We start from the raw sequence: 23,770 nt of genomic DNA, 5'->3' as shown, positions 1-23,770 counted from the left end.
CCCGCAGAAAAGGGTGACCCTCATGACCGTGCGAATCGAAAACCAGGTCTGCTTCTTCATTACCGAGAACGGCGAAGAGATTCGCCTTGCTGCCGATGTCACCATCATCACCGACGCGGAAAAAGCCATGTCGGCGGTGGACCTCGATGGCCAGCGCTTCTACATCACCGAAGCAGAAGCCGACGCATTAACCGTAGCAGGCGCCACCGATGGTCGCCGGCACCTGATGGTCACCTGCAGTGATTCGGTGATTTGACTGACGCAGATCAGAGACCGCCGCAGACGCCTGTGACAGGTGCTGTCGCCGCGCCTGCCGGGGTGCATCAAGTTGTCGCAGGGGCGGTTCAAGGACTCATCTGATCCGCTTTTTAATCCAATACCTGAGTCTGTTATGCAAACAGTTCGGTGGTCATAGTTCATCTGCCTGATGGAGGCTGATGAGCGAAAGACCATGAGCGATAGAATCCCCGTCCGATTAGTAGAGACATTCGAGCCTTCGCGTCCAAAGATGAAGGCTAAATCCAGCGACAACCAGATTCACACCCGCAGCTTCACCGGTTTGTTCCGCACCTTGCGCCTGAGCGGTGCGGGATTTCTGTTCCTGGCGTTTTTCGGCACTGTGTGGCTGAACTGGGGCGGCCGGCAGGCGGTGCTCTGGGACTTGTCGGAAAGCAAATTCCACATCTTCGGCGCGACCTTCTGGCCGCAGGACTTCATCCTGCTCTCGGCGCTGCTGATCATCTGCGCCTTCGGCCTGTTCGCGATCACCGTGTTCGCCGGGCGAGTGTGGTGTGGCTACACCTGCCCGCAGAGTTCCTTCACCTGGCTGTTCATGTGGTGCGAAAAGGTCACCGAGGGCGAGCGCAATCAGCGGATCAAGCTGCAAGCCGCCCCCTGGGACCTGAACAAACTGCTGCGTCGCTCGGCCAAACACACGATGTGGCTGGCCATCAGTGTGCTGACGGGGCTGACGTTTGTCGGTTACTTCACGCCGATTCGTCCACTGGCCAATGAGTTGCTGACCCTGCAAATGGGCGGCGTCAGTCTGTTCTGGGTGCTGTTCTTCACCGGCGCGACCTACATCAACGCCGGTTGGCTGCGCGAAGCGGTGTGCATGCACATGTGTCCGTATGCACGGTTCCAGAGCGTGATGTTCGACAAAGACACGTTGACCATTTCCTACGACGTCGCCCGTGGCGAAAGCCGTGGCCCGCGCAAACGCGAGGTGAAGCCTGCCGACGTGGGTCTGGGCGATTGCATCGACTGTCACCTGTGCGTGCAGGTCTGCCCGACCGGCATCGACATTCGCGACGGCTTGCAGATGGAGTGCATTGGTTGCGCAGCCTGTATCGACGCCTGCGATTCGATCATGGACAAAATGGGCTATGCCCGTGGCCTGATCAGCTATACCTCCGAGCATGAGTTGCAAGGTGGCAAGACACACTTGCTGCGGCCGCGGTTGATCGGCTACACGGCGGTGCTGGTGGTAATGATCGGTGCACTGGCGCTAGCGCTGATGGAGCGGTCGATGGTGTCGCTGGACGTCAGCAAGGACCGTGGCCTGTTTCGCGAAAACAGCCAGGGCCAGATTGAAAACATCTACAGCCTCAAAATCATTAACAAGACCCAGCAGCGGCAGGACTATCGTTTGTCCCTGGTGGACGGCGACGGCTTCCAGTTGCAGGGCAAGACCGAGTTGAGCCTGGCGCCGGGAGAAATTGTTGATGTGCCTGTTTCAGTGGCCATGACCACCGACAAACCCAGCAGCAGCTCGCAGACGATCAGCTTCAAGATCACTGACAGCGATGAACCTTCGGTCAACAGCGTGGCGCAAAGCCGTTTTGTTGCACCGTTGAATCGTTGAGCCTTTAAACTCTGTGCCATCAGGTTGAGCACAGTCATTGTGGCGAGGGGGCTTGTCGGAACGCCGCACCACCCCGTTCGACTGCGAAGCAGTCGTAACACTTGCATGTCATATCCATCTGTATGAACAAATTAAGGGGCTGCTGCGCGGCCCAACGGGGGCAAGCCCCCTCGCCACAAAGAGCGCCACTCGCCACAGAAGTATGTGTCGCCTGTTTTCCGTCAAATCCGGGTCCTAGATGAAACGCTACGAAAAATTCGCTGACGACATTGCTGAACTGATTCGCTCCGGGGTGCTCGGCCCTGGCCAGCGCGTACCCTCGGTGCGTTACGCCAGCCAGACTTATGGGGTCAGCCCGTCCACGGTGTTCCAGGCTTATTACCTGCTGGAGCGTCGCGGGCTGATCCGCGCCCGGCCGCGCTCCGGCTACTTCGTCAACACCCACGCGCCGAGCCCGTTCTCGGAGCCGGTGATCAGCAGCCAGGTCAACGAATCCACCGAAGTCGACGTCAGTGAGCTGGTGTTCTCGGTGCTCGATTCGATCAAGGACCCCAACACCGTGCCCTTCGGCTCGGCCTTCCCGAGCCCGACGCTGTTTCCACTGCAACGCCTGTCACGCTCGCTGGCCAGCGCCGCCAGGGACATGGACCCGCGCATGGTGGTGACCGACATGTCGCCGGGCAATCCGCAATTGCGTCGGCAAATCGCCCTGCGCTACATGGTCGCCGGCCTGATGCTGCCCATGGAAGAACTGTTGATCACCAACGGCGCACTGGAAGCACTGAACCTGTGCCTGCAAGCGGTCACCGAACCCGGCGACCTGGTGGCCATTGAAGCCCCGGCGTTCTATGCCAGCCTGCAGGTGCTTGAGCGACTCAAACTCAAAGCCGTGGAAATCCCCGTGCACCCGCGCGACGGCATCGACCTCGGCGTGCTGGCGCAAACCCTTGAACGCCATCCGATCAAAGCCTGCTGGTGCATGACCAGTTTTCAGAATCCCATGGGCGCAACCATGCCCGAGACCAAGAAACAGGAGCTGGTCGAGTTGTTGCGCAGCCATCAGGTGCCGCTGATCGAGGACGATGTCTACGCCGAGCTCTATTACGGCCAGCAAGCGCCGAAACCGGCCAAAGCCTTCGACACCGAAGGGCTGGTGATGCACTGCGGTTCCTTCGCCAAGAGCCTCGCGCCCGGTTACCGCATCGGTTGGGTTGCCGCCGGGCGCTACGCGCAGAAAATCGAACGCCTGAAGCTGATGACCTCGCTCTGCGCCTCGATGCCGGCCCAGGCGGCGATCGCCGATTACCTGCAACACGGCGGCTACGACCGTCACCTGCGCAAACTGCGCTACGCCCTCGAAGAACAGCAAAGCGCCATGCTCGCGGCCATCGCCCGCTACTTCCCGGCCCAGACCCGCGTCAGCCAACCGGCCGGCGGCTACTTCCTGTGGCTGGAGCTGCCGGCGCAGATGGACTCTTTGAAATTGTTCCAGATGGCATTGGCCCAAGGCATCAGCATTGCGCCGGGGCCGATCTTTTCACCGACCCAGCGCTTTCGAAATTGTATCCGTTTGAATTATGGCAGCCCGTGGACCGAGGATGCCGAAAAGGCCATGGAAACGTTGGGCAGGATTGTGCGGTCGTTTTGAGACTTGAGTCGCCCCGACCGTTGCTATCGCGAGCAGGCTCGCTCCCACAGGTGAAACGCATTCCCCTGTGGGAGCGAGCCTGCTCGCGATGAGGGTGGCACTGACAACGCAAAACCTGAGGTTTAACGCCCGCCCCCCAAGTCAACAAAGGTCCCGGTCGCATAAGAAGCCTTATCCGACAGCAACCAGATAATCGCCTCGGCCACTTCATCCGGGCGGCCGCCGCGGGCCATGGGAATGCCCGATTCAAGCTTGCTGACCCGATCCGGATCGCCGCTCAGGGCATGGAAGTCGGTGTAGATGTAGCCGGGGCGTACGGCGTTGACGCGGATGCCTTCGCCGGCGACTTCCTTGGACAGGCCGATGGTGAACGTATCCAGCGCGCCCTTGGAAGCTGCGTAGTCGACGTATTCGCCCGGCGAGCCGAGGCGCGAGGCGACCGAGGATACGTTGACGATGCTGCCGCCCTGCCCGCCATGTTTGGGTGACATGCGCAGCAGCGCGTGCTTGGCGCACAGGATTGGCGCCAGGACGTTGGTTTTGAGGATTTTCAGAATGCGGAATTCGGACATTTCATCGACCCGCGACTTTTGCCCGACGGTGCCGGCGTTGTTCACCAGCGCAGTGACTCGACCCAGCTCGCTGTCGACGCGGTGGAACAGGCTGATCACTTCGTCTTCGATGCTGACATCAGCACGGACCGCAATCGCCTGGGCACCGAGCGCGCGGACTTGCTCGAGGACCTGTTGCGCAGCTTGCTCATCGGCCTGGTAGTTGATGCAGATTCGATAGCCCTGCTCAGCCGCCAGGAGCGCCGTAGCGGCGCCGATACCGCGACTGCCGCCGGTGATAACGATGACTTTGTCCATGCTGATTCCCCCATTCAGACCCGAAGCCTTGCGCCGCAAGAATACCTGCCGGCGCCGGGTTTTGCATGGCATCAATACCCTGGGCCTGCGCTCAACCTGTAGCAGCTGCCGAAGGCTGCGTTCAGCCCGTCACCAACTGCTCGGCCCGGCGGATGTCGACCATGAACCTGTCAGCAGGTAACGGGTGGCCCAGCAGGTAGCCTTGCAACGAATCACAGCCCAACTGGGTCAGGAAGTCCTGTTGCACATCGGTTTCCACGCCTTCGGCGACGATGCGCAAACCCAGCGCCTGCCCAAGGGCGACGATGGCCGAGACGATCGCCGCGTCATCGCTGTCGCGCTCAAGATCACGGACAAAACCACGGTCGATCTTCAGCTCATTGGCCGGCAGGCGCTTGAGGTACATCAAGCTCGAATAACCTGTACCAAAGTCGTCGATGGACAGGTCGATGCCCATTTCCGAGAGCTGCGCAAGCACCGTCATGCTCGCATCAGCATCGCTCATGGCGGTGGTTTCGGTAATTTCCAGGGTCAGGCTATTGGCGGGCAAACGGTGAGTGGCCAGGGCTTTGCCGACGCTTTGAACCAGCCCGACATGACAGAACTGCAACGCCGAGAGATTCACCGCAATGCGCCAGTGCGTGTACCCCTGGACATGCCAGAGGCTCATTTGCCGGCACGCTTCGTTGAGCACCCAGTCGCCGATCGGGATGATCAACCCGGTTTTCTCCGCCAGTTCGATGAATTTGTCCGGCAGCAGCATGCCCTGGGTCGGGTGCTCCCATCGCAGCAAGGCTTCCGCACCGACAGGCAGACCATTGCTGGCGTCAAACTTGGGTTGGTAGTGCAGGCTGAATTGCTGGTGCTCGAGCGCATTACGCAAATCCTGAAGCATTTGCAGTTGTTTGCGGGCGTTGGTGTTCATCGAGGCATCGAAGAAGCTGTAGCCGTTCTTGCCCGCGCCCTTGGCGTGATACATCGCCGCGTCGGCGTTCATCAGCAGTTCTTGCGGGGTTTGTCCGTTGCCAGGGTATACGGCAATGCCAACGCTGGCAGAGATCTGCAAATCGTGCTCGGCCACCCGGAACGCGCGCGCGATCAACCCCACCTGACGCGCCGCCAGGCGCAAGGCATCGTCAGGTTCGGCGAGTTGCACCAGTAACACGAATTCGTCACCGCCAATCCGCGCCAGCGTGTCCTGGCTACGCAAGTCCTCGCGCAAACGTACGCCGACTTCGCGCAGCAACTGGTCGCCTATATGGTGACCAAAGGCATCGTTGACCGGTTTGAAACCGTCAAGATCGATGAACATCAACGCGAAACAACCGCCCTGCTCCTGCACCACATTCATGGCTTGATCGATACGATCGGCCAGCAGCACACGGTTCGGCAACCCGGTCAGGGGGTCGTGCAACGCCAGTTGGGTGAGTTCACGATTGGCCAGGGTCAGGGAGTTGGCCAACTCGGCGGTGCGTGCTTCCAGGCGTGCATCGAGGATCGACGTCAGCAGCGCGACGCTCAACACTGCCAGAGTGGTAACCAGCACCAGGTTGTCCAGGCCCTTGCCACTCAAACCGTCGACTGTCGCGCCACAATAGCTGCCATCGGCAAATCGCGCTGCCGCCATCCCCGTGTAGTGCATGCCGACAATCGCGATGCCCATGATCACCGCGGCACCGCCTCGAACGAGGCGTACATACGGGGTGTTCTGGCGCAAACGAAAGGCAATCCATAATGCCGCAGCCGAAGCGCCGACCGCGATCGCCAGCGAGGCACCAAACAATGTCGGATCGTAATCGATACCCGGCTGCATGCGCATGGCGGCCATGCCGGTGTAGTGCATGCCGCTGATGCCCGCACCCATGATCAATGCACCAAACGCCAGTTGCCAGCCCGGCAAGCGCGGCTGGCTGACCAGCCACAACGCAAACCCGCAGGACAGAATGGCGATCACCAGCGACAACGCGGTGATGCCGATATCGTACCCGAGGCTGAGCGGCAACCTGAACGCCAGCATGCCAATGAAGTGCATCGACCAGACGCCAATGCCCATGGCCAACGCGCCACCCGCCGTCCAACAGTGAACTGCCCGGCCTTTGGCGGTTGCGATGCGACCGGTCAGGTCCAGGGCGGTATAGGAGGCAAGAATCGCCACGCAAAGGGAGATCAGAACCAGGGCGGGGGAATAGCTACCGATGAGCATCAGAACTTCTCGTGGCCGCCCCGCTGGACTGCATCCATGCTCGTGGGGGCAAAGTGCGCGATTGTACTGATTCCATCAACGAACGCACTCACAAACTAACCAATAGGCCATTAGCGCGGCGGACAGTCTGAAACAAGGCAGAACATACCCTTACAATGAGTAAGGCTGAGCGCACGTTGTGGTGAGTGAGCCTGCTCCCTCGCCACAAAAGCGCTCTACCCTAGTTTTTTTCGCTGATCTGCAACTGACCATCCCAGCCACCGCCCAATGCAGCGATCAAATTTACACTGGCGATCAGTCGACTTTGCTGCAAACTCAGCACGCTACGCTCGTTGCTCAGCGCTGTAGCCTGGACCACCACCACATCAAGGTAGGCGATCAACCCGGCCTTGTACTGGTTCAGGGTCAGGCGCAACGACTCGCGGGCCGCGTCCAGCGCTTCCTGACGCACCGCCGCTTCGTCTTCCATGACCTTGAGCTGCACCAGGTAGTTTTCGACTTCGCGGAACCCGTCGAGCACGGTTTGCCGATACTTGGCCACGGTCTGGTCGTAGGCCGCCTCGCTGCGGTCGACTTCCGCCGAGCGCTGGCCGCCATCGAACAGGGTCATGGCGAGTTTCGGCCCTACCGACCAGAAGCGGTTCGGCAAGCTGATCAGGTTAGAGTACGTGCTACTGCTGTAGCCGCCACTCATGCTCAAGGTCAGGTCCGGGTAGTAAGCAGCCTTGGCCACGCCGATGTTGGCGTTGGCGGCGATGACCGAACGCTCGGCGGAGGCGATGTCCGGGCGCCGCTCCAGCAGTTGCGAGGGCAAGCTTAGCGGTACCTGCGGCAGTGTTGGAATGTTCTGGGTTTCTGCCAGGTTGAAGTCAGCCGGCGGTGAGCCAATCAGCACGGCAATCGCGTTCTCGAACTGCGCACGCTGCCAGATCAGGTCGACCATGTCGGCCTGCGTGCTTTTCAGCTGGGTTTGCGCCTGGGCGACCGCGTCCTTGCCGGACACTCCCGCGCGGTACTGGTTTTCGGTCATTTGCAGCGAGCGCTGATAGTTTTCGACCGTCGCTTGCAGCAGGCGCTTTTGCTGGTCGATCACTCGCAATTGCAGGTAGTTTTGCACCAGCTCCGATTGCTGGCTCAGGCGCATCGCGGCCAGGTCGGCAAAACTCGCTTCGGCACTGGCCTTGTTGGCTTCCAGGCCGCGACGCAATTTGCCCCAGACGTCCGCTTCCCAACTCACCCCAAGCTGAGTGTTATAGGTGTCGCGAATGCCGCTGCTGGTACTGCTCAGGCTTGAACTGCTGCTACCAGTGCCCTGGCTGGAACGGGTTTTCCCGGCGCTCAGATCAACCGTCGGAAAAAACGCGCCTCGGGCACTGCGTACCAAGGCCTGAGCCTGACGGTATTGGGCTTCGGACTGGGCAACGGTCTGGTTGGCACTGTTGAGTTTTTCGACCAGCTCGTTGAGCTGCTGATCACCGTACAGTTCCCACCAGGCACCACGTGCCAATGAATCACTCGGCGTCGCCTGACGCCAGCCGTCGGCCTGCTTGTACTGTGCCGGCTCGGCCACTGGCGGACGCTGATAGTCCGGGCCAATAGCACAGGCACTGAGCATCAAGACGCTGAGCGAAAGACTCAGCAAGCGCGAGCCGCGGGCCGAAACCAGGCGCCGGGCCATCGGTGCGTCGAGGTTGAGTGGGCAACGGTCAGTCATAGCGGAGTTTCCAGAGAAGCATCGGTACGAACCCCACGCCAGCGGTTGACCCGATGGCGCAAACGGTCGAGATAGAGGTAAACCACCGGGGTGGTAAAAAGCGTCAGCACCTGGCTGAAAATCAACCCGCCGATAATGGTCAGGCCCAGTGGCTGGCGCATTTCCGCGCCTTCGGCGGTGCTGAGCAATAAGGGCAACGCACCCAGGATCGCCGCCAGGGTAGTCATCAGAATCGGACGCAGACGCAACAGACACGCACTGCGAATCGACTCCAGCGGTTCCATGCCCTGATGGCGTTCAAGCTGTAGCGCGAGGTCGATCATCAGAATGGCGTTTTTCTTCACCACGCCGATCAGCAGAAACAGCCCGAGCAGTGAAATCAGGCTGAACTCGCCGCCCAGCACATAGATCGACAGCAACGCACCGACGCCCGCCGAAGGCAATGTCGAGAGGATGGTCAACGGGTGCACGTAACTTTCGTACAGCACGCCCAGCACCAGATACACCGCCACCAGCGCGCCGAGAATCATCCACGGCTGACTCTTCTGAGTCGCCGCGAAAGCGTCGGCGGTGCCGGCCATCTTGGCAATCACTTCTTCTGGCAGCCCCAGCTTGGCAATCGCCCGTTCGATGGCGGCCGAACCTTGCTCAACGGTGACGCCTTCGGCCATATCAAAGGAGACGCTCTCGGAAGCGAACTGCCCTTCATGGCTGACCCGGTCGTTTTCCAGGCTGTTTTCATAGTGGGCAATTGCCGACAGCGGAATCCGCGCGCCGGCGGCGGTAATCACTTGCACCTGATTGAGGGTGATCGGGTCCTGGGCGTATTTCGGATTGACCTCCATCACCACCTGATACTGGTTGAGGCTGTCGTAAATGGTCGAGATCTGGCGCTGGCTATAGGCGTTGTTCAACACTGCGGTGACCATCGACATGTCGACCCCCAGGCGTTTGGCCTGGTCACGATCGACCACCAGTGTCACCTGCGCGGCACCTCGCCCTTCGCGGGCGTCGATGGCCGTCAGTTCAGGCAGCGCCTTGAGCGCTGCGACGACTTTCGGGTACCACTGGCGCAACGCCGATAAATCGCCGCTTTGCAGGATGTAGGTGTATTGCGAGGTGGTCTGTTCGCGGCCACCGCCAAACTGCAAGTCCTGGTCGGCCATCAGCATCAACTGGGCACCGGCGACCTTGGGCATTTCCTTGCGCAGGCGCTCGATGACCTTCTGCGCAGAAATATTGCGCTCTTTGATCGGCTTCAGGCGCACCAGCATGAAAGCGTTATTGGTGCCGTTGGTCCCGCCGATAAAACCGGCGACACTTTCCACCGCAGCGTCTTTCAACACCGCACGGCGGAAGGTTTCCATTTTCGGCTGCATGACATTGAACGACAGGCCATTGTCGCCGCGGACAAAACCGATCAGTTGACCGGTGTCCTGCTGCGGCAGGAAGGTCTTTGGCACCACCACGTACAAGGCGATGTTGACGCCAATAGTGACAAACAGGCTGAGCAGCGTCAGCCGTTTATGCCGCAGTACCCAATCCAGGCCGCTGGCATAGTGCTTGACCATCCAGTCGTTGGCGCGCCGACTGGCGCGCTGCAAACGGTTTTCTTCGCCTGGCGTGTGGGGTTTCAGCCAGCGGGCACAGAGCATCGGCGTCAGGGTCAGCGAGACCACCAACGACACCACGATGGACGCTGCCAGGGTTATCGAAAACTCGCGGAACAGGCTCTCGATGATCCCGCCCATGAACAGAATCGACAGAAACACCGCCACCAGCGAGACGTTCATCGACAGCAAGGTAAAACCGACTTCCTTGGCGCCCAGGTACGCCGCCTTCATCGGCGCGATCCCTTCGTCGATGTGCCGCGAAATGTTTTCGAGCACCACGATGGCATCGTCCACCACCAGCCCCGTCGCCAGAATCAGCGCCATCAGCGACAGGTTGTTCAGCGAAAAGCCATAGAGGTACATCACCGCGAACGTACCGACCAGCGACACCGGCACCGCCAGCGTCGGGATCAATGAAGCGCGGAAGTTACCGAGAAACAGGTAGACCACCAGAATCACCAGCGCCACGGCAATCAGCAGGGTCATTTCCGCTTCGTGCAGGGTGGCCTTGATCACCGGTGAGCGGTCCATCGCCAGGTTCAGCTTGACGCTGGCCGGCAATACCGCCTGCAACGCCGGCAACTGCGCCTTGATATCGTTGACCGTTTTAATGATGTTGGCGCCGGCCTGACGGTTGATCACCAGCAGCACTGCCGCGTCATCGTTGAAGAAACCGCTGTTGTAGCGGTCTTCGACGCTGTCGCGGACCTTGGCCACATCACTCAGGCGCAACGCCGAGCCATTCTGGTAGCGAATGATCAGCGGTTCATAATCCTTGGCCTTCTCCAACTGGTCGTTGGCCTGGACCTGCCACATCCGCTGGTCGTCTTCGATCGAGCCTTTGGGCCGGCGCACGTTGGCGTTGGCGATGGTGTTGCGCACGTCATCCAGCGCTACGCCGTACTGGTTCAACAGTTGTGGCTCAAGTTCGATACGTACCGCCGGCAACGAACTACCGCCGATTTGCACTTCGCCGACACCCGGCACCTGGGACAGGCTTTGCGAGAGGATCGTCGAGGCCAGGTCGTAGAGTTGACCTTTTTCCAGCACATCCGAAGTCAGCGACAGCACCATGATCGGCGCCTGGGACGGGTTGACCTTCTTGTAGGTCGGCATGCTGCGCATGCCACTGGGCAGCAGGTTGCGCGAGGCGTTGATCGCCGCTTGCACTTCTCGTGCCGCGCCATTGATGTCGCGGTCCATGTCAAATTGCAGGATCACCCGGGTCGACCCCTGGCTGGATCGGCTGCTCATGGTGTTGACCCCGGCAATGGCGCCGAAAGATCGTTCCAGCGGCGTTGCCACGGTGGAGGCCATGACCTCGGGGCTCGCGCCCGGCAGGCTCGCCGACACCACGATCACCGGGAAATCCATTTGCGGCAGCGGCGACACGGGCAGCAAGCCGAAACTCACACCGCCCAGCAACATGATCGCCAGGCTCAGCAGCATCGTCGCTACCGGCCGGCGAATGAAAGGTCCGGACAGGTTCATGGCTGTTCTACCGGCTCCAAACGCTCAGGCACACGCCGCCAGCGCCGACCGAGGCGGTCGAAGTACAGGTAGATCACCGGCGTGGTAAACAGCGTCAGTACCTGGCTCACCAGCAGGCCACCGACCATCACCAGACCTAATGGTTGTCGCAGTTCGGCCCCCGAACCGGTGGCGAGCATCAGCGGCACCGCGCCAAACAACGCGGCCAGGGTGGTCATCAGGATTGGCCGGAAACGCAGCAGCGCCGCCTGATAAATCGCGGTTGCCGGGTCCATGCCCTGATTGCGCTCGGCGTCGAGGGCGAAGTCGATCATCATGATCGCGTTCTTCTTGACGATGCCGATCAGCAGGATGATGCCGATGATCGCGATCATGCCCAGGTCATTGCCGCTGAGGATCAACGCCAGCAAGGCACCGACCGCCGCCGATGGCAGCGTCGATAGAATGGTGATTGGGTGAATGTAGCTCTCGTACAGCACGCCGAGCACGATGTACATGGTCACCACCGCCGCCAGAATCAGCAGCAAGGTGCTCGACAGCGAGGCCTCGAACGCCTGGGCCGCCCCCTGGAACCGAGTCTGCACGCCAAGCGGCATGCCGATGTCCTGCTGCACCTTGTTGATCAGCTCGACTGCCTGGCCCAGCGCCACGCCGGGCGCAAGGTTGAAGGACATCATTACCGCCGGGAACTGGCCGATATGCGCAATCGCCAATTGCGCCTGGCGCTCTTCGACGTGGGCCAGGCTGGACAGCCGCACCTGGCCGCCATTGGTGGTCTTGACGTGAATCTGCTCCAGCGCCTGCCGGCCGATCTTCTCGCCGTCCTGCGCCTGCATCACCACGCGGTACTGGCTGGCCTGGGTGTAAATGGTCGAAATCTGTCGCTGGCCAAAAGCGTCGTACAGCGCGTCGGTGATGTTCGACACCGAAACGCCGATTCGCGAAGCTGCGTCACGGTCGATCACCAGATAGACCTGCAAGCCCTTGTCCTGCAAATCACTGGCAACGTCGGTCAGCTCGGGTTGCTTGCGCAGCGCCTCGACCAGTCGCCCGCTCCACAGGCTGAGCATCTCGGCATCCGGCGACGACATGCTGAATTGGTACTGTGTGCGGCTGACCCGGTCTTCGATGGTCAGGTCCTGCACCGGCTGCATGAACAGACGAATGCCCACCAGTTTGTCCAGCTGCGGCTGCAACCGGCTGATCACCTGGGCCGCGCTCAGATCACGTTCTTTGTGCGGCTTGAGATTGATCAACAAGCGCCCGCTGTTCAGGGTCGCGTTGTCGCCGTCGACACCGATATAGGACGACAGGCTTTGCACCGCCGGATCGGCCAGGATGACCTTGGCCAATTCCTGCTGACGCTGGCTCATGGCGGCAAAGGAAATCGACTGCGGCGCCTCGGAAATACCCTGGATCACCCCGGTGTCCTGCACCGGGAAAAAGCCCTTTGGCACCACGATGTACAGGAACACCGTCAGGCCCAGGGTGGCGATGGCCACCAGCAAGGTCAGCGGCTGATGCTTGAGCACCCATTGCAACTTGCGCCCGTAGGCGGCGATCAGCCAGTCGATCCACGCACCGCTGGCCCGGTAGAAACGGCCCTGCGCTTCTGGCTTGGGTTCACGCTTGAGCAACCGTGCGCACATCATTGGTGTCAGGGTCAGCGAAACCACCAGGGAAATCAGGATCGCCACCGCCAGGGTAATCGCAAACTCGCGGAACAGGCGGCCGACAACATCGGCCATGAACAACAGCGGAATCAATACCGCGATCAGCGACAACGTCAGCGAGATCAGGGTGAAACCGATCTGCTTGGCGCCCTTGAGCGCTGCCTGTAACGGGCTGTCGCCCTCCTCGATAAAGCGCGAAATGTTTTCCAGCATGACGATCGCGTCGTCCACCACAAAACCGGTGGCAATGGTCAACGCCATCAAGGTCAGGTTATTGACCGAGAAACCGGCCAGGTACATCACGCCAAAGGTGCCGATCAACGACAACGGCACCGCAATCGACGGAATGATCGTGGCGCTGGCCCGGCGCAGGAACAGGAACGTCACCATCACCACCAGGGCGATGGCGATCAGCAGCTCGTGTTGCACGTCGGTGACGGAAGCGCGGATGGTCTGGGTACGGTCGGTCAGCACGGTAACGTCGAGGCCGGCCGGCAGGTTATCGGTGATGCTCGGCAACAGGGCCTTGATCCGGTCGACCACCTCGATCACGTTGGCACCCGGTTGACGCTGGATGTTCAACAGCACGGCCTGGTTTTCATTGGCCCATGCGGCGAGGCGTTCATTTTCGGCGCCATCGACAATCTGCGCGACATCCTTGAGCCGCAACGGCGCACCGTTCTTGTAGGCCAGAATCAGTTCGGCGTAGTCCTTGGGCGAGGTCAACTGATCGTTGGCATCGAGCATCGAGACCCGCGTCGGGCCGTCGAAGTTGCCTTTGGGCTGGTTGACGTTGGACGCAGCAATCAAGGTGCGCACGTCCGACAGGTTCAAGCCGTTGGCCGCCAAGGCTTGCGGGTTGACCTTGATCCGCACGGCCTGACGCTGGCCGCCGGCAATGCTGACCATGCCGACGCCACTGATCTGGGCGATTTTCTGCGCCATGCGCGTGTCGACCAAATCATTGAGTTTGGGCAGCAGCATGGTTTTGGAGGTGATCGCCAGGGTCAGCACCGGGGTGTCCGCCGGGTTGACCTTGTTGTACACCGGCGGTGCCGGCAAGTCCTTGGGCAACAGATTGGTCGCCGCGTTAATCGCCGCCTGCACCTGCTGCTCGGCGACGTCCATGTTGATGTCGAGGCTGAAGCGCAGGGTCAGTACCGAGGCGCCGCCGGAACTGGTCGAGGCCATTTGGGTCAGGCCGGGCATTTGCCCGAACTGGCGCTCAAGTGGCGCAGTGACCGCACTGGTCATCACATCCGGACTGGCGCCCGGGTACAGGGTCATGACCCGAATCGTCGGGTAGTCGACCTGGGGCAGTGCCGAGACCGGCAGCAACTTGTAGGCAATCATGCCGGCCAAAACAATGGCCAGCATGCTCAGGGTGGTGGCTACCGGGCGAAGGATAAACAGCCGCGAGATGTTCATGCGCGGCCCTTGTGCGCCTTGCCGGTGGCTTTCGGGTCGGTGGCGGCGTTTGTCGATGGGGCCTGGTTATCCGTCGGGGTCGCGGGTGCGGCATTACTGCTGTCGTTGACCACCTCGACTTCACTGCCTTCCTTGAGACGGTCAGTGCCCTCCAGAACCACGCGATCACCGGCTTTCAAGCCTTCCTTGATCACCGTGTTGTCACCATCGCTGGCGCCGATCTTCAACGGGCGAATGGTGACTTTTTTATCACCGTCCAGAGCGTAGACAAAGGTCCCGTTGGTGCCGAACTGAATGGCTGCCGAAGGCGCCAGCACCACGCCTTTGAGGGTGTCGGCCAGCAGTCGGACGTTGACGAACTGATTCGGGAACAGCGCCAGATCGCGGTTTTCGTAGCGCGCCTTGAACTTCAGTGTGCCGGTGGTGGTGTCGATCTGGTTGTCGAGGCTTTGCAAGACGCCGCTGGCCTGCATTTTGGTATCGCCACGATCCCAGGCTTCAGCTGGCAGTTTGGCGCCGGAGTGGTAGCGGGTCAGCACGGTATCGAGCGTGTTTTCCGGCAAGGTAAAGACCACGCTGATCGGCTGGGTCTGGGTGATGACCGCCAGGAACGTGGTGTCATTGGCGGACACCAGGTTACCGACGTCCAGCTGCCGCAGACCGACGCGCCCGGTAATCGGCGCACGGATCCTGGTGAATTCCAGATTGAGTTTGGCGTCGTTGACCGCCGCCTGATTGGTCTTGACCGTGCCCTGATACTGCCCCACCAGCGCGGCTGCAGTGTCGAGGGTCTGCTTGGCGATACTGTCTTGCGCATACAAACCGCGATAGCGCTCCAGATCCACCTGCGCGTTTTTCAACTGTGCCTGGTTCTGCAACAACGTGCCTTCGGCCTGGAGCAAGGCGTTCTGGTAAGGGCGCGGGTCGATCTCGGCGAGCAGGTCGCCAGCTTTGACCATCTGCCCTTCTTCAAACGCAATCTTCACCAGTTCGCCGCCCACACGGCTGCGCACATTGATGGTGTTCAGTGCAGTGACCGTGCCCAGGGCTTTGTAATACAGCGGGAAATCACCCACCACGGCGGGCGCCACCCGAACCGGAACCGGTCCTGTCGCGCCACCGAACCCGGGACGCATCCCGCCAGACTTACCGACATGCCCAGCCGCCGCTTTTGCTGTCGGGGCGGTTTTCTGAGCCGCGCCGCCTGGCCAGAACTTCCAGCACAGGCCGACAATGACCAACAGAACCAGCAGGCCGAATAGCCAGCGACGGGAATGACGGGAAGCAGAGGATTGCATGGAGTGATCAACCATTGGGCGCGTGTGGGCATCTTTATACGGGAGAGTGAACGATAAGCACTGACGGCATCGAAGCAAAGCGCCTTTACCGGCAATTTACCTTCAGCCTGCTTTTGCGAATTTTTGCTAAAACACTGAAGCACAAATGAAAACGGCCTGGACAGAGCCAGGCCGTTAACAATTGTAAGAGGCGGTTACTTCAAAACGGCCAGCGCCGCTTCGTAGTTTGGTTCTTCAGCGATTTCTTTAACCAGCTCGCTGTGCAGCACGGTGTCGTTTTCGTCGAGTACAACCACTGCGCGAGCGGTCAGGCCTTTGAGTGGGCCGTCGGCAATGGCAACGCCATAGTTTTCGATGAACTCACGGCCGCGCAGGGTCGACAGGTTCTGAACGTTTTCCAGGCCTTCCGCGCCGCAGAAGCGCGCCTGGGCGAACGGCAGGTCAGCCGAGATGCACAGGACAACGGTGTTGGCCACGTCGTTGGCCTGAGCGTTGAACTTGCGTACCGACGTGGCGCAGGTCGGAGTGTCGATGCTTGGGAAGATGTTCAGCACTTTGCGTTTGCCGGCGAAGCTTGCCAGGGTCACGTCGGACAGATTGCCGGCAACCAGGGAAAAGGCTGGCGCCTTGGAACCGGCTTGTGGCAGTTGGCCGTTGACTTGAACCGGATTGCCTTTGAGGGTGACTTGAGCCATGAACGGAGTCCTTCTGAACGTTGTTTGGAAAATATCGAAGAGGTCGAAGTTAACCACGAAATTGTCCGACGACCTATCGCCAGATACAAATTGTGATAGGTCGTTGCGTACATTGGATATACGCCGTTTTCTGTAGGAGCAAGGCTTGCCCGCGAAGAACGATAACGCGGTCAGGCTGTTGCACCGCGGTGTTCCAATCGCGGGCAAGCCTTGCTCCTACGGGGGGGCGGTTCAACCCAATAATTGAAGCATATTGCGGTGCCGCGCCTCGAAAATCCGCCGCATGTAGGCATTGACCATCAACCACTCGAAAAGTGCACCGCCAATGGCCGCATAGGTGACGCGATCGGTGTACAGCGTCCCGCCCTCCACCGCCGCGACCCTGTGTTCATGACGAAATGCCGCCATTGGCCCCTTGAGCATTTCGTCGATGAAATGGCTGTCGCTGACCTCGCGGATCGTCACGGTCCAGGTCGCCGGAATACAACCGAACATCCAGTGACGAAAACTGAACTCGCGACCGGCAGCGATACGCAAGTCGTTCACGTCGATGTTGCCCAATGGCGTCACCCGTTCCGGGAAGATTTTCGGGAAATTGCTGCCTTCAAGGCAAAAATCGAGAACCTGTACGGGCGTATGCCCTCTGATCAGTGTGGAGAGTTCCAGAACAGGCATTGACTGTGTCCTTCCTTTGAGCACGAATACCGGCAGATTAGCACTCACCTTTTAACGCATTACAGCGTTTTTCACATGCAAGCCTGTGAATAGGCTTATTATTTTGGCGCACGGAATTTAGGGGACTTTATGTACAAAGTGACCGGGTAACGACCCGCAATGACGTGCAGCTTTGTTTGGTGATGGAAACTTGTTTCGACAAAAACCGCAAACTCGACGACATTACCGCCGTGCAATGACACCTGAATCGCGCTTATCCATAGGACTGTGCAATGACCATCGAAAAACCGACCCGCCTGTTGCTCGCCGGCCTCTCTTTGCTACTGAGCGCCAGCGCCTGGGCAGATTTCAGCGCCAGCCCCGAAGAAGCCCGGGGGATCGCCAAAGACGCGTATCTCTACGGCTTCCCGGTGGTGGAGATGTACAAGACCCTGTACACCCAGGCGGTGGACAAGAGCGGCCCGAATTTCAAGGCACCGTTCAACCATATCGGCAACACGGCAAGGGCGTTCACCCCTAAGGATACTGCGTTCGTTACCCCCAACCCGGACACTTCCAGCTCGGTCCTCTGGATGGACCTGCGCGCGGAGCCTGTGGTTGTGACCCTGCCGCAAATCGCCGAAGAGCGTTATTACTCGGTACAACTGGTCGACCTCTACACCCAGAACTTTGCTTACCTGGGCACCCGCAGCACGGGCAACAAGGGCGGGACCTTCATGATTGCCGGTCCTGAATGGCAAGGTCAGCAACCGCTCAAGATCGATCGCCTGGTACGCAGCGAAAGCAATATTGCCTATGCGCTGTACCGCACGCAGTTGTTTGATGAAAAGGACCTGGAGAAGGTCAAGAAAATCCAGCACGGCTACAAGGTTCAGACGCTGAGCCAGTACCTGGGGCAACCGGCTCCGGCCGCGGCGCCGAAAATCGACTGGCCAAAGCCAACCCCGACCATGAGCGACAGCCCGGAGCTGTTCCGCTACCTGAACTTCATGCTCGGCTTCGCCCCGGCGCAAGACGTTGAAAAAGACCAGCTGGCACGCTTCGCGAAAATCGGCATTGTCGCCGGCCAGCCGTACGACCTGAAAACCCTCACCGCCGAACAGCGCAAAGCCCTCGATGACGGGATTGCCGATGCCAAGGCCGAGTACGCGGCGTTCAAGAAAGACAAGATCGATACCCATCAGGTCAGCAACGGTGACTTGTTCGGTACCCGCGACCACTTGAACAACAATTATCTGTACCGCTACGCCGGCGCCAACCTGGGGATCTTTGGCAGTTCGGCCGATGAAGCAGCCAGATTCAGTTATCTCGTCGACAGCCTGGGCAAACCGGCCAACGGCGCGAGACACAGCTACACCGTGCACTTTGACAAGGATCAGTTGCCTCCGGCCGACGCGTTCTGGTCGCTGACCATGTACGACGGCAAGACCAAGCTGCTGGTGCCCAACCACAAGAAACGCTACCTGCTCAACTCGCGCATGCTGTCCACCTTCAAGCGCGACCCTGACGGCGGCCTGACTCTTTATCTGCAACACTCCGAACCGCTCAAGGATCAGCGCAGCAACTGGCTGCCGGCACCGCATGGTCCGTTCTACGCCGTATTGCGCCTGTACCTGCCACAGCCTCAAGTTGGCAACGGTCAATGGAAACTGCCCCCGTTGACGCCGATCAACCCGTAGAAGTGGTACGCAAACCGTGTGCACCCACGCAACCGTGGGTGCACACGTCAACCGGAGCTGTCAGACATCATGATCAGCGCCGGCGAAACAACGGTCGTGGCTCGATCACCGAGCGGCCGTAATGCACACTCATCCCCACCAGCCCCTTCAGGGCATCTTCGGCGCATTTGTCTTCACGCACCGCAAAAGCATCGAAGCCGCATTGGCGCATGTGGCTGAGCTGATCGCGCAGCACATCGCCAATCGCCCGCAACTCACCCGCCCAGCCCAAACGCGTGCGCAACAGGTAAGCCTGGCTGTAAGCCCGGCCATCGCGAAAACTTGGAAACTCCAGCGCGATCATCGGTAACAGCGTGAGCCACGGCTTGAGACTTTCGACCTCATCATCCGGCCCCAGCCACACTGCTTCACGCGAGGGCGGATGGTCAATACGGCGCTTCAGCCACAGGGCCAGCGGCAAGATCAGCGGCCCTGTTGGCAGTTTGCTTTCCAGGTCCCTGACCAGCGTCCAGGGATCGTCGTCGACCTTAAGCGCAACACCCTCCTCCAACCGCAGCAGATTATTCATGCGACGACCTCCAGGCCCTTGGGGTAAATGCGCTCCTTGAACGGTTCCAGACCGATGCGCTGCAAGGTATCGACAAACAGTTCTTCATTCTCGCGGTAACGGACAAAGGTCGCGATGATCCGCTCGATCACCTGCGGTACTTCGGCGGCACTGAACGACGGGCCGATGACCTTGCCCAGCGCGCTGTTCTTGCCCTGTGATCCGCCGAGGGTGATCTGGTACCACTCGCTGCCATTTTTATCGACGCCGAGGATGCCGATATTGCCGATGTGGTGATGACCACAGGCATTCATGCAGCCGGAAATGTTGAGGCTGATGTCACCCAGGTCGTGAAGGTAATCCAGGTCATCGAAACGTGCCTGGATCGCTTGGGCGATGGGGATCGACTTGGCATTGGCCAGCGCGCAGAAATCGCCACCGGGGCAGGCGATGATGTCGGTCAGCAAGCCGATGTTGGCGCAGCCCAGTCCGTGCTCGCAAGCCAGGCGCCACAATGCGTATAAATCAGCCTTGGGTACATCCGGCAGGACAATGTTCTGTTCATGGGCAATACGGATTTCACCGAAACCGAACTGCTCGGACCAGTCGGCTAGCGCATTCATCTGCGCGTCTGTGACGTCGCCGGGCGGCGAGGCCATGCCGGGTTTGGTCGACAGCACCACGCTGGTGTAGCCAGGCACTTTGTGCGGCTGCACGTTACGCGCGACCCAACGTGCGAACGCCGGGTTCTCGGTCAGCCGAGTGCCGAAGTCCAGGTCGGTGTCGGCCAGTGGCTCATAGGTGGGCGGCACGAACGCGCTGGCAACGCGCTGGTATTCGACGTCGGTCAATTGCGCCGGGCCATCCATGAGGTGTTGCCACTCCTGTTCGACTTCCTGGGCGAAGGCCTCGATGCCCAGCGCCTTGACCAGAATCTTGATCCGCGCCTTGTACTTGTTGTCACGCCGACCGTAGCGGTTGTACACCCGCAACACCGCCTCGACGTAGGACAGCAAATGCTGCCACGGCAACCCTTCACGGATCTGCAAGCCGAGGATCGGCGTGCGCCCCAGACCGCCGCCAACGATCACCCGCAGCAGCATCTGCCCCGCCGCGTCGCGGTAAAGGTAGAGACCAATGTCATGCATCATGATTGCTGCACGGTCGTGTTCCGCCGAGCAGATGGCGATCTTGAATTTGCGCGGCAAAAACAGGAATTCGGGGTTGATAGTCGACCACTGCCGGAGAATTTCCGCCAGGGGCCGTGGGTCGATCAACTCATCGGCCGCCACCCCGGCAAAGGCTTCGGTGGTGATGTTGCGCACGCAGTTGCCGGAGGTCTGGATCGCGTGCATTTCAACCTGGGCCAGGCGCTCGAGGATGTCCGGCACCTGGGCCAGTTCGATCCAGTTGAATTGCATGTTCTGTCGGGTGGTGAAGTGCCCGTAACCCCGATCGTAATCCCGGGCGATGCTCGCCAGCGTACGCATCTGCCGGGCACTGAGGGTGCCGTAAGGAATGGCCACCCGCAGCATGTAAGCGTGTTTTTGCATGTACAGGCCGTTCTGCAGGCGCAACGGCAAGAACTCTTCCTCACTCAAGGCTCCGCCCATGAACCGCTCGACCTGATCGCGAAACTGCGCAACCCGTTCAAAGACCAGGGCCCGGTCATAGTCATCGTACTGATACATGTCGCTACCTCATCAGGGTTGATCGGGCTCTGCGGCTCGTTTCTGGGGGAAGTGACTATGCAGTAGCGGCTCAGGTGGTTACAGATTCAGCTAAAGACTAAAAAACCATATCAGGGCGCGGCAGATCACCGCAGGCAGGCCTTACATCTGATCCGTATTAATGCAGTTTTTCTGAGTCTGTTTTGTTTCGACAAGGGTTTCTACAGTTGACCGCATGCCAGACCGGGTGGCCTGGCAAGACTTTGCAACCGTGGAAGCATTGACCATGAGCACAGCAGCAATCGGACAGGCCTATAACTACAAGGTCGTCCGCCAATTCGTCGTGGCAACAGTGGTTTGGGGGGTTATCGGGATGGCGATGGGCGTGTGGATCGCCTCGCAGCTGGTGTGGCCGGAGGCGAACCTCGATTTGCCCTGGACCACCTTTGGTCGCTTGCGCCCGCTGCACACCAGCCTGGTGATTTTCGGTTTTGCCGGCAGCGCACAATTTGCCGCCAGTTACTACGCAGTGCAGCGCACCTGCCAGGTACGACTGTACAGCGACTAACTCGCCGCCTTCACCTTCTGGGGCTGGCAATCGGTGATCGTCAGCATGCTGATCACCCTGCCACTGGGCTACACCACCAAGGAATACGCCGAGATCGAATTCTCCGGCGCGGTGTGGATGACGGTGGTCTGGGTCGCCTACGCCATTGTGTTCTTCACCACCGTGGTGCAGCGCAAGACCAGGCACATCTACGTCGGCAACTGGTTCTTCGGGGCGTTCATTGTGGTGATCGCCATGCTGCACGTGGTCAATCACCTGTCGATTCCGGTGGGCTGGTTCAAGTCCTATCCGGTGTATTCCGGGGCCACCGATGCGATGGTCCAGTGGTGGTATGGGCACAACGCGGTGGGCTTCTTCCTGACCACCGGTTTCCTCGGGATGATGTATTACTTCGTGCCGAAACAGGTCGGTCGGCCGGTGTATTCCTATCGGTTGTCGATCGTGCATTTCTGGGCGCTGATCACCCTGTACATCTGGGCCGGCCCGCACCACTTGCACTACACCGCGCTGCCGGACTGGGCTCAGTCGCTGGGCATGGCGATGTCGCTGATCCTGCTGGCACCGAGCTGGGGCGGGATGATCAACGGCATGATGACGCTCTCCGGCGCCTGGCATAAGTTGCGCACCGACCCGATCCTGCGGTTTTTGGTGCTGTCGCTGGCGTTCTACGGCATGTCGACCTTTGAAGGGCCGATGATGGCGATCAAAACCGTCAACGCCCTCTCCCACTACACCGACTGGACCATTGGCCATGTCCACGCCGGCGCCTTGGGCTGGGTGGCGATGATCACCTTCGGTTCGCTGTACCACATGATCCCGAAAGTCTTCGGCCGCGAGCAGATGTACAGCCTCGGCCTGATCAATACGCACTTTTGGCTCGCCACCATCGGCACCGTGCTGTACATCGCCTCGATGTGGGTCAACGGCATCACCCAGGGCCTGATGTGGCGCGCCATCAACGACGACGGCACGCTGACCTATTCCTTCGTCGAAACCCTGGTGGCCAGCCATCCGGGCTTCATCGTGCGTTTCGTCGGCGGTGTGTTCTTCCTCAGCGGCATGCTGCTGATGGCTTACAACACCTGGCGCACCGTGCGGATCGCCGACCTGAAAATCGCCGAGAGCGAAGCACGGATCGCTTGATCCGGCCCACGACGCAAGCCGCCCCGGCTTGCGTTTCTCACCTCAGGAAATGTTCGTCATGATCGAAGTCATGTTGGATCTGTTGGGCGTGGCGTGCCTGTATTGTTCGGTGGAGTACTGCTTGCGGAATCAGTCGACCGAGAGCCTGGACGATGCCAGCCTGATCCCGTTTGCCGATGACCCGGAAGTGGCGCGGCGGGTGGAGCTGGCGACAGGCAAGACCGTCAAGGCCGTTGCACCTGAAGAGGCCAGACCAGGCTGGGGGAATCTGGAAATCTGAAGTCCCCCCTCGCCACAAAAGTTCACACCTGCCAGAACTCGATTCAACCCCGATCGCGCGGTATCAGGCTCTGCAATTGCTGGGCGAGAAAATTCGCGTCGAAGGCAAAGGTGTCCGGGTCTTTCAGACCGTTGGTCTTGCGCCACTGCCAGTCAGTCGAAGGGGGCTGGCACACCAGCGACACACTGCCGTAACGCGCTGCGGTCAGGCCCATGACTGCCAGTGAAATCAGCCCACCGGCACCCATCACTTCCGGCACGATTTCCACCGGTTTGCCGGCAATCAGAATGCTCAGTTTTTCGGTCTTGAAGGTCGAGTTCTCGACCGGCACGTTCGCCCCGAACGCCACATAGGCTTCACGGCTCACCTCCAGCAAATGCGGGGCCTTGACCGGGGCCAGCCACTGTTCGATCTGCCCGAACAACTCGCCAATTCGTGTTGCCCACACTGCCGATTGGGCTTCAAACAGCTGTTTCTTGTGCGCTTCGCTTTCTGCGTAGTGGCGAAGCATCTCACCCAGTTGCTGTACGTCGTCCATTGCGGTGTTCCTTGGATAAACCGGTGTTACGGATACTGAGCATGGCAGATGCCCGCCACCGGCGTACGACTAAAACCGGGCATGCATACCCTGCTGACACTTCAGCGCCGCGCCAAGGGTTTACTCCGCAGCCGGATCGCGGACATTGTAGGCCGCACTCAGTCATCAATAGGA

The 23,770-nt window shown here is 60.0% G+C and carries 16 protein-coding genes and 1 pseudogene; 6 read left to right on the top strand and 11 right to left on the bottom strand.

Annotated features, from left to right (window positions below; translation table 11 throughout):
* The first annotated feature begins 22 nt into the window (after positions 1-22).
* From HK44_RS14700 to mapR, 3 genes are all read left to right on the top strand, one after another.
* Entirely contained in the window at positions 23-256 is a 234-nt protein-coding gene (locus tag HK44_RS14700) for a DUF3203 family protein (RefSeq protein WP_019690751.1), read from the top strand.
* Positions 257-451: 195 nt separating this feature from the next.
* Positions 452-1,864: a cytochrome c oxidase accessory protein CcoG gene (gene ccoG, locus HK44_RS14695; protein WP_019690752.1), complete on the top strand. Its 1,413-nt coding sequence runs from the start codon at positions 452-454 to the stop codon at positions 1,862-1,864.
* Positions 1,865-2,102: 238 nt separating this feature from the next.
* Entirely contained in the window at positions 2,103-3,512 is a 1,410-nt protein-coding gene (gene mapR / locus HK44_RS14690) for a GntR family transcriptional regulator MpaR (protein ID WP_019690753.1), read from the top strand.
* Positions 3,513-3,634: 122 nt separating this feature from the next.
* On the opposite strand, the gene HK44_RS14685 is transcribed toward mapR, so the two are convergent.
* From HK44_RS14685 to HK44_RS14650, 8 genes are all read right to left on the bottom strand, one after another.
* Positions 3,635-4,381 (bottom strand): SDR family oxidoreductase, encoded by a 747-nt coding sequence (locus HK44_RS14685; protein ID WP_019690754.1) that lies wholly within the window; start codon positions 4,379-4,381, stop codon positions 3,635-3,637.
* A 121-nt stretch (positions 4,382-4,502) separates the two neighbouring features.
* The gene (locus tag HK44_RS14680) at positions 4,503-6,584 is read right to left on the bottom strand and encodes a putative bifunctional diguanylate cyclase/phosphodiesterase (RefSeq protein ID WP_019690755.1); all 2,082 of its coding nucleotides are present in this window, start codon (positions 6,582-6,584) and stop codon (positions 4,503-4,505) included.
* Between the two features lie 220 nt (positions 6,585-6,804).
* Positions 6,805-8,298 (bottom strand): efflux transporter outer membrane subunit, encoded by a 1,494-nt coding sequence (locus HK44_RS14675; protein WP_019690756.1) that lies wholly within the window; start codon positions 8,296-8,298, stop codon positions 6,805-6,807.
* Positions 8,295-11,402, bottom strand: a complete 3,108-nt coding sequence (locus HK44_RS14670) for an efflux RND transporter permease subunit (protein WP_019690757.1) — start codon at positions 11,400-11,402, stop codon at positions 8,295-8,297. The genes HK44_RS14675 and HK44_RS14670 overlap by 4 nt, the downstream gene beginning before the upstream one ends.
* On the bottom strand, positions 11,399-14,503 hold the full coding sequence (locus tag HK44_RS14665; RefSeq protein WP_019690758.1) for an MdtB/MuxB family multidrug efflux RND transporter permease subunit: 3,105 nt from the start codon (positions 14,501-14,503) through the stop codon (positions 11,399-11,401). The genes HK44_RS14670 and HK44_RS14665 overlap by 4 nt, the downstream gene beginning before the upstream one ends.
* Positions 14,500-15,816 (bottom strand): MdtA/MuxA family multidrug efflux RND transporter periplasmic adaptor subunit, encoded by a 1,317-nt coding sequence (locus HK44_RS14660; protein WP_019690759.1) that lies wholly within the window; start codon positions 15,814-15,816, stop codon positions 14,500-14,502. Before HK44_RS14660 ends, HK44_RS14665 begins: the two co-directional genes overlap by 4 nt.
* Before the next feature lie 179 nt (positions 15,817-15,995).
* On the bottom strand, positions 15,996-16,496 hold the full coding sequence (tpx, locus tag HK44_RS14655; protein WP_019690760.1) for a thiol peroxidase: 501 nt from the start codon (positions 16,494-16,496) through the stop codon (positions 15,996-15,998).
* Positions 16,497-16,727: 231 nt separating this feature from the next.
* A complete protein-coding gene (locus HK44_RS14650) occupies positions 16,728-17,171 on the bottom strand; it encodes an SRPBCC family protein (RefSeq protein ID WP_019690761.1) in 444 nt (147 codons plus the stop codon).
* Positions 17,172-17,443: 272 nt separating this feature from the next.
* Between HK44_RS14650 and HK44_RS14645 the strand changes: the two genes are divergently transcribed.
* The gene (locus HK44_RS14645) at positions 17,444-18,850 is read left to right on the top strand and encodes a DUF1254 domain-containing protein (RefSeq protein ID WP_019690762.1); all 1,407 of its coding nucleotides are present in this window, start codon (positions 17,444-17,446) and stop codon (positions 18,848-18,850) included.
* A 73-nt stretch (positions 18,851-18,923) separates the two neighbouring features.
* Here HK44_RS14645 and HK44_RS14640 read toward each other — a convergent pair whose 3' ends face one another.
* The gene (locus tag HK44_RS14640) at positions 18,924-19,418 is read right to left on the bottom strand and encodes a DUF934 domain-containing protein (protein ID WP_019690763.1); all 495 of its coding nucleotides are present in this window, start codon (positions 19,416-19,418) and stop codon (positions 18,924-18,926) included.
* Complete coding sequence (locus tag HK44_RS14635; RefSeq protein WP_019690764.1) at positions 19,415-21,088, bottom strand: nitrite/sulfite reductase; 1,674 nt, start codon at positions 21,086-21,088, stop codon at positions 19,415-19,417. Before HK44_RS14635 ends, HK44_RS14640 begins: the two co-directional genes overlap by 4 nt.
* 265 nt (positions 21,089-21,353) lie before the next feature.
* Here HK44_RS14635 and ccoN point away from each other — a divergent pair.
* Positions 21,354-22,778: pseudogene (gene ccoN / locus HK44_RS14630) on the top strand (cytochrome-c oxidase, cbb3-type subunit I).
* A 58-nt stretch (positions 22,779-22,836) separates the two neighbouring features.
* Positions 22,837-23,058, top strand: a complete 222-nt coding sequence (locus tag HK44_RS14625) for a hypothetical protein (protein WP_020723522.1) — start codon at positions 22,837-22,839, stop codon at positions 23,056-23,058.
* A 43-nt stretch (positions 23,059-23,101) separates the two neighbouring features.
* Here the strand turns inward: HK44_RS14625 and HK44_RS14620 are convergent, their stop codons facing one another.
* Entirely contained in the window at positions 23,102-23,596 is a 495-nt protein-coding gene (locus HK44_RS14620) for a hypothetical protein (protein WP_019690766.1), read from the bottom strand.
* Between the last annotated feature and the right edge of the window lie 174 nt (positions 23,597-23,770).

Origin of the sequence: Pseudomonas fluorescens HK44 (assembly GCF_000217955.3) — a bacterium.
Taxonomy (GTDB): Bacteria; Pseudomonadota; Gammaproteobacteria; order Pseudomonadales; family Pseudomonadaceae; genus Aquipseudomonas; species Aquipseudomonas fluorescens_AQ.
Note: the sequence above shows the minus strand (reverse complement) of the source record. Positions and strands in the feature narration are given on the sequence as shown.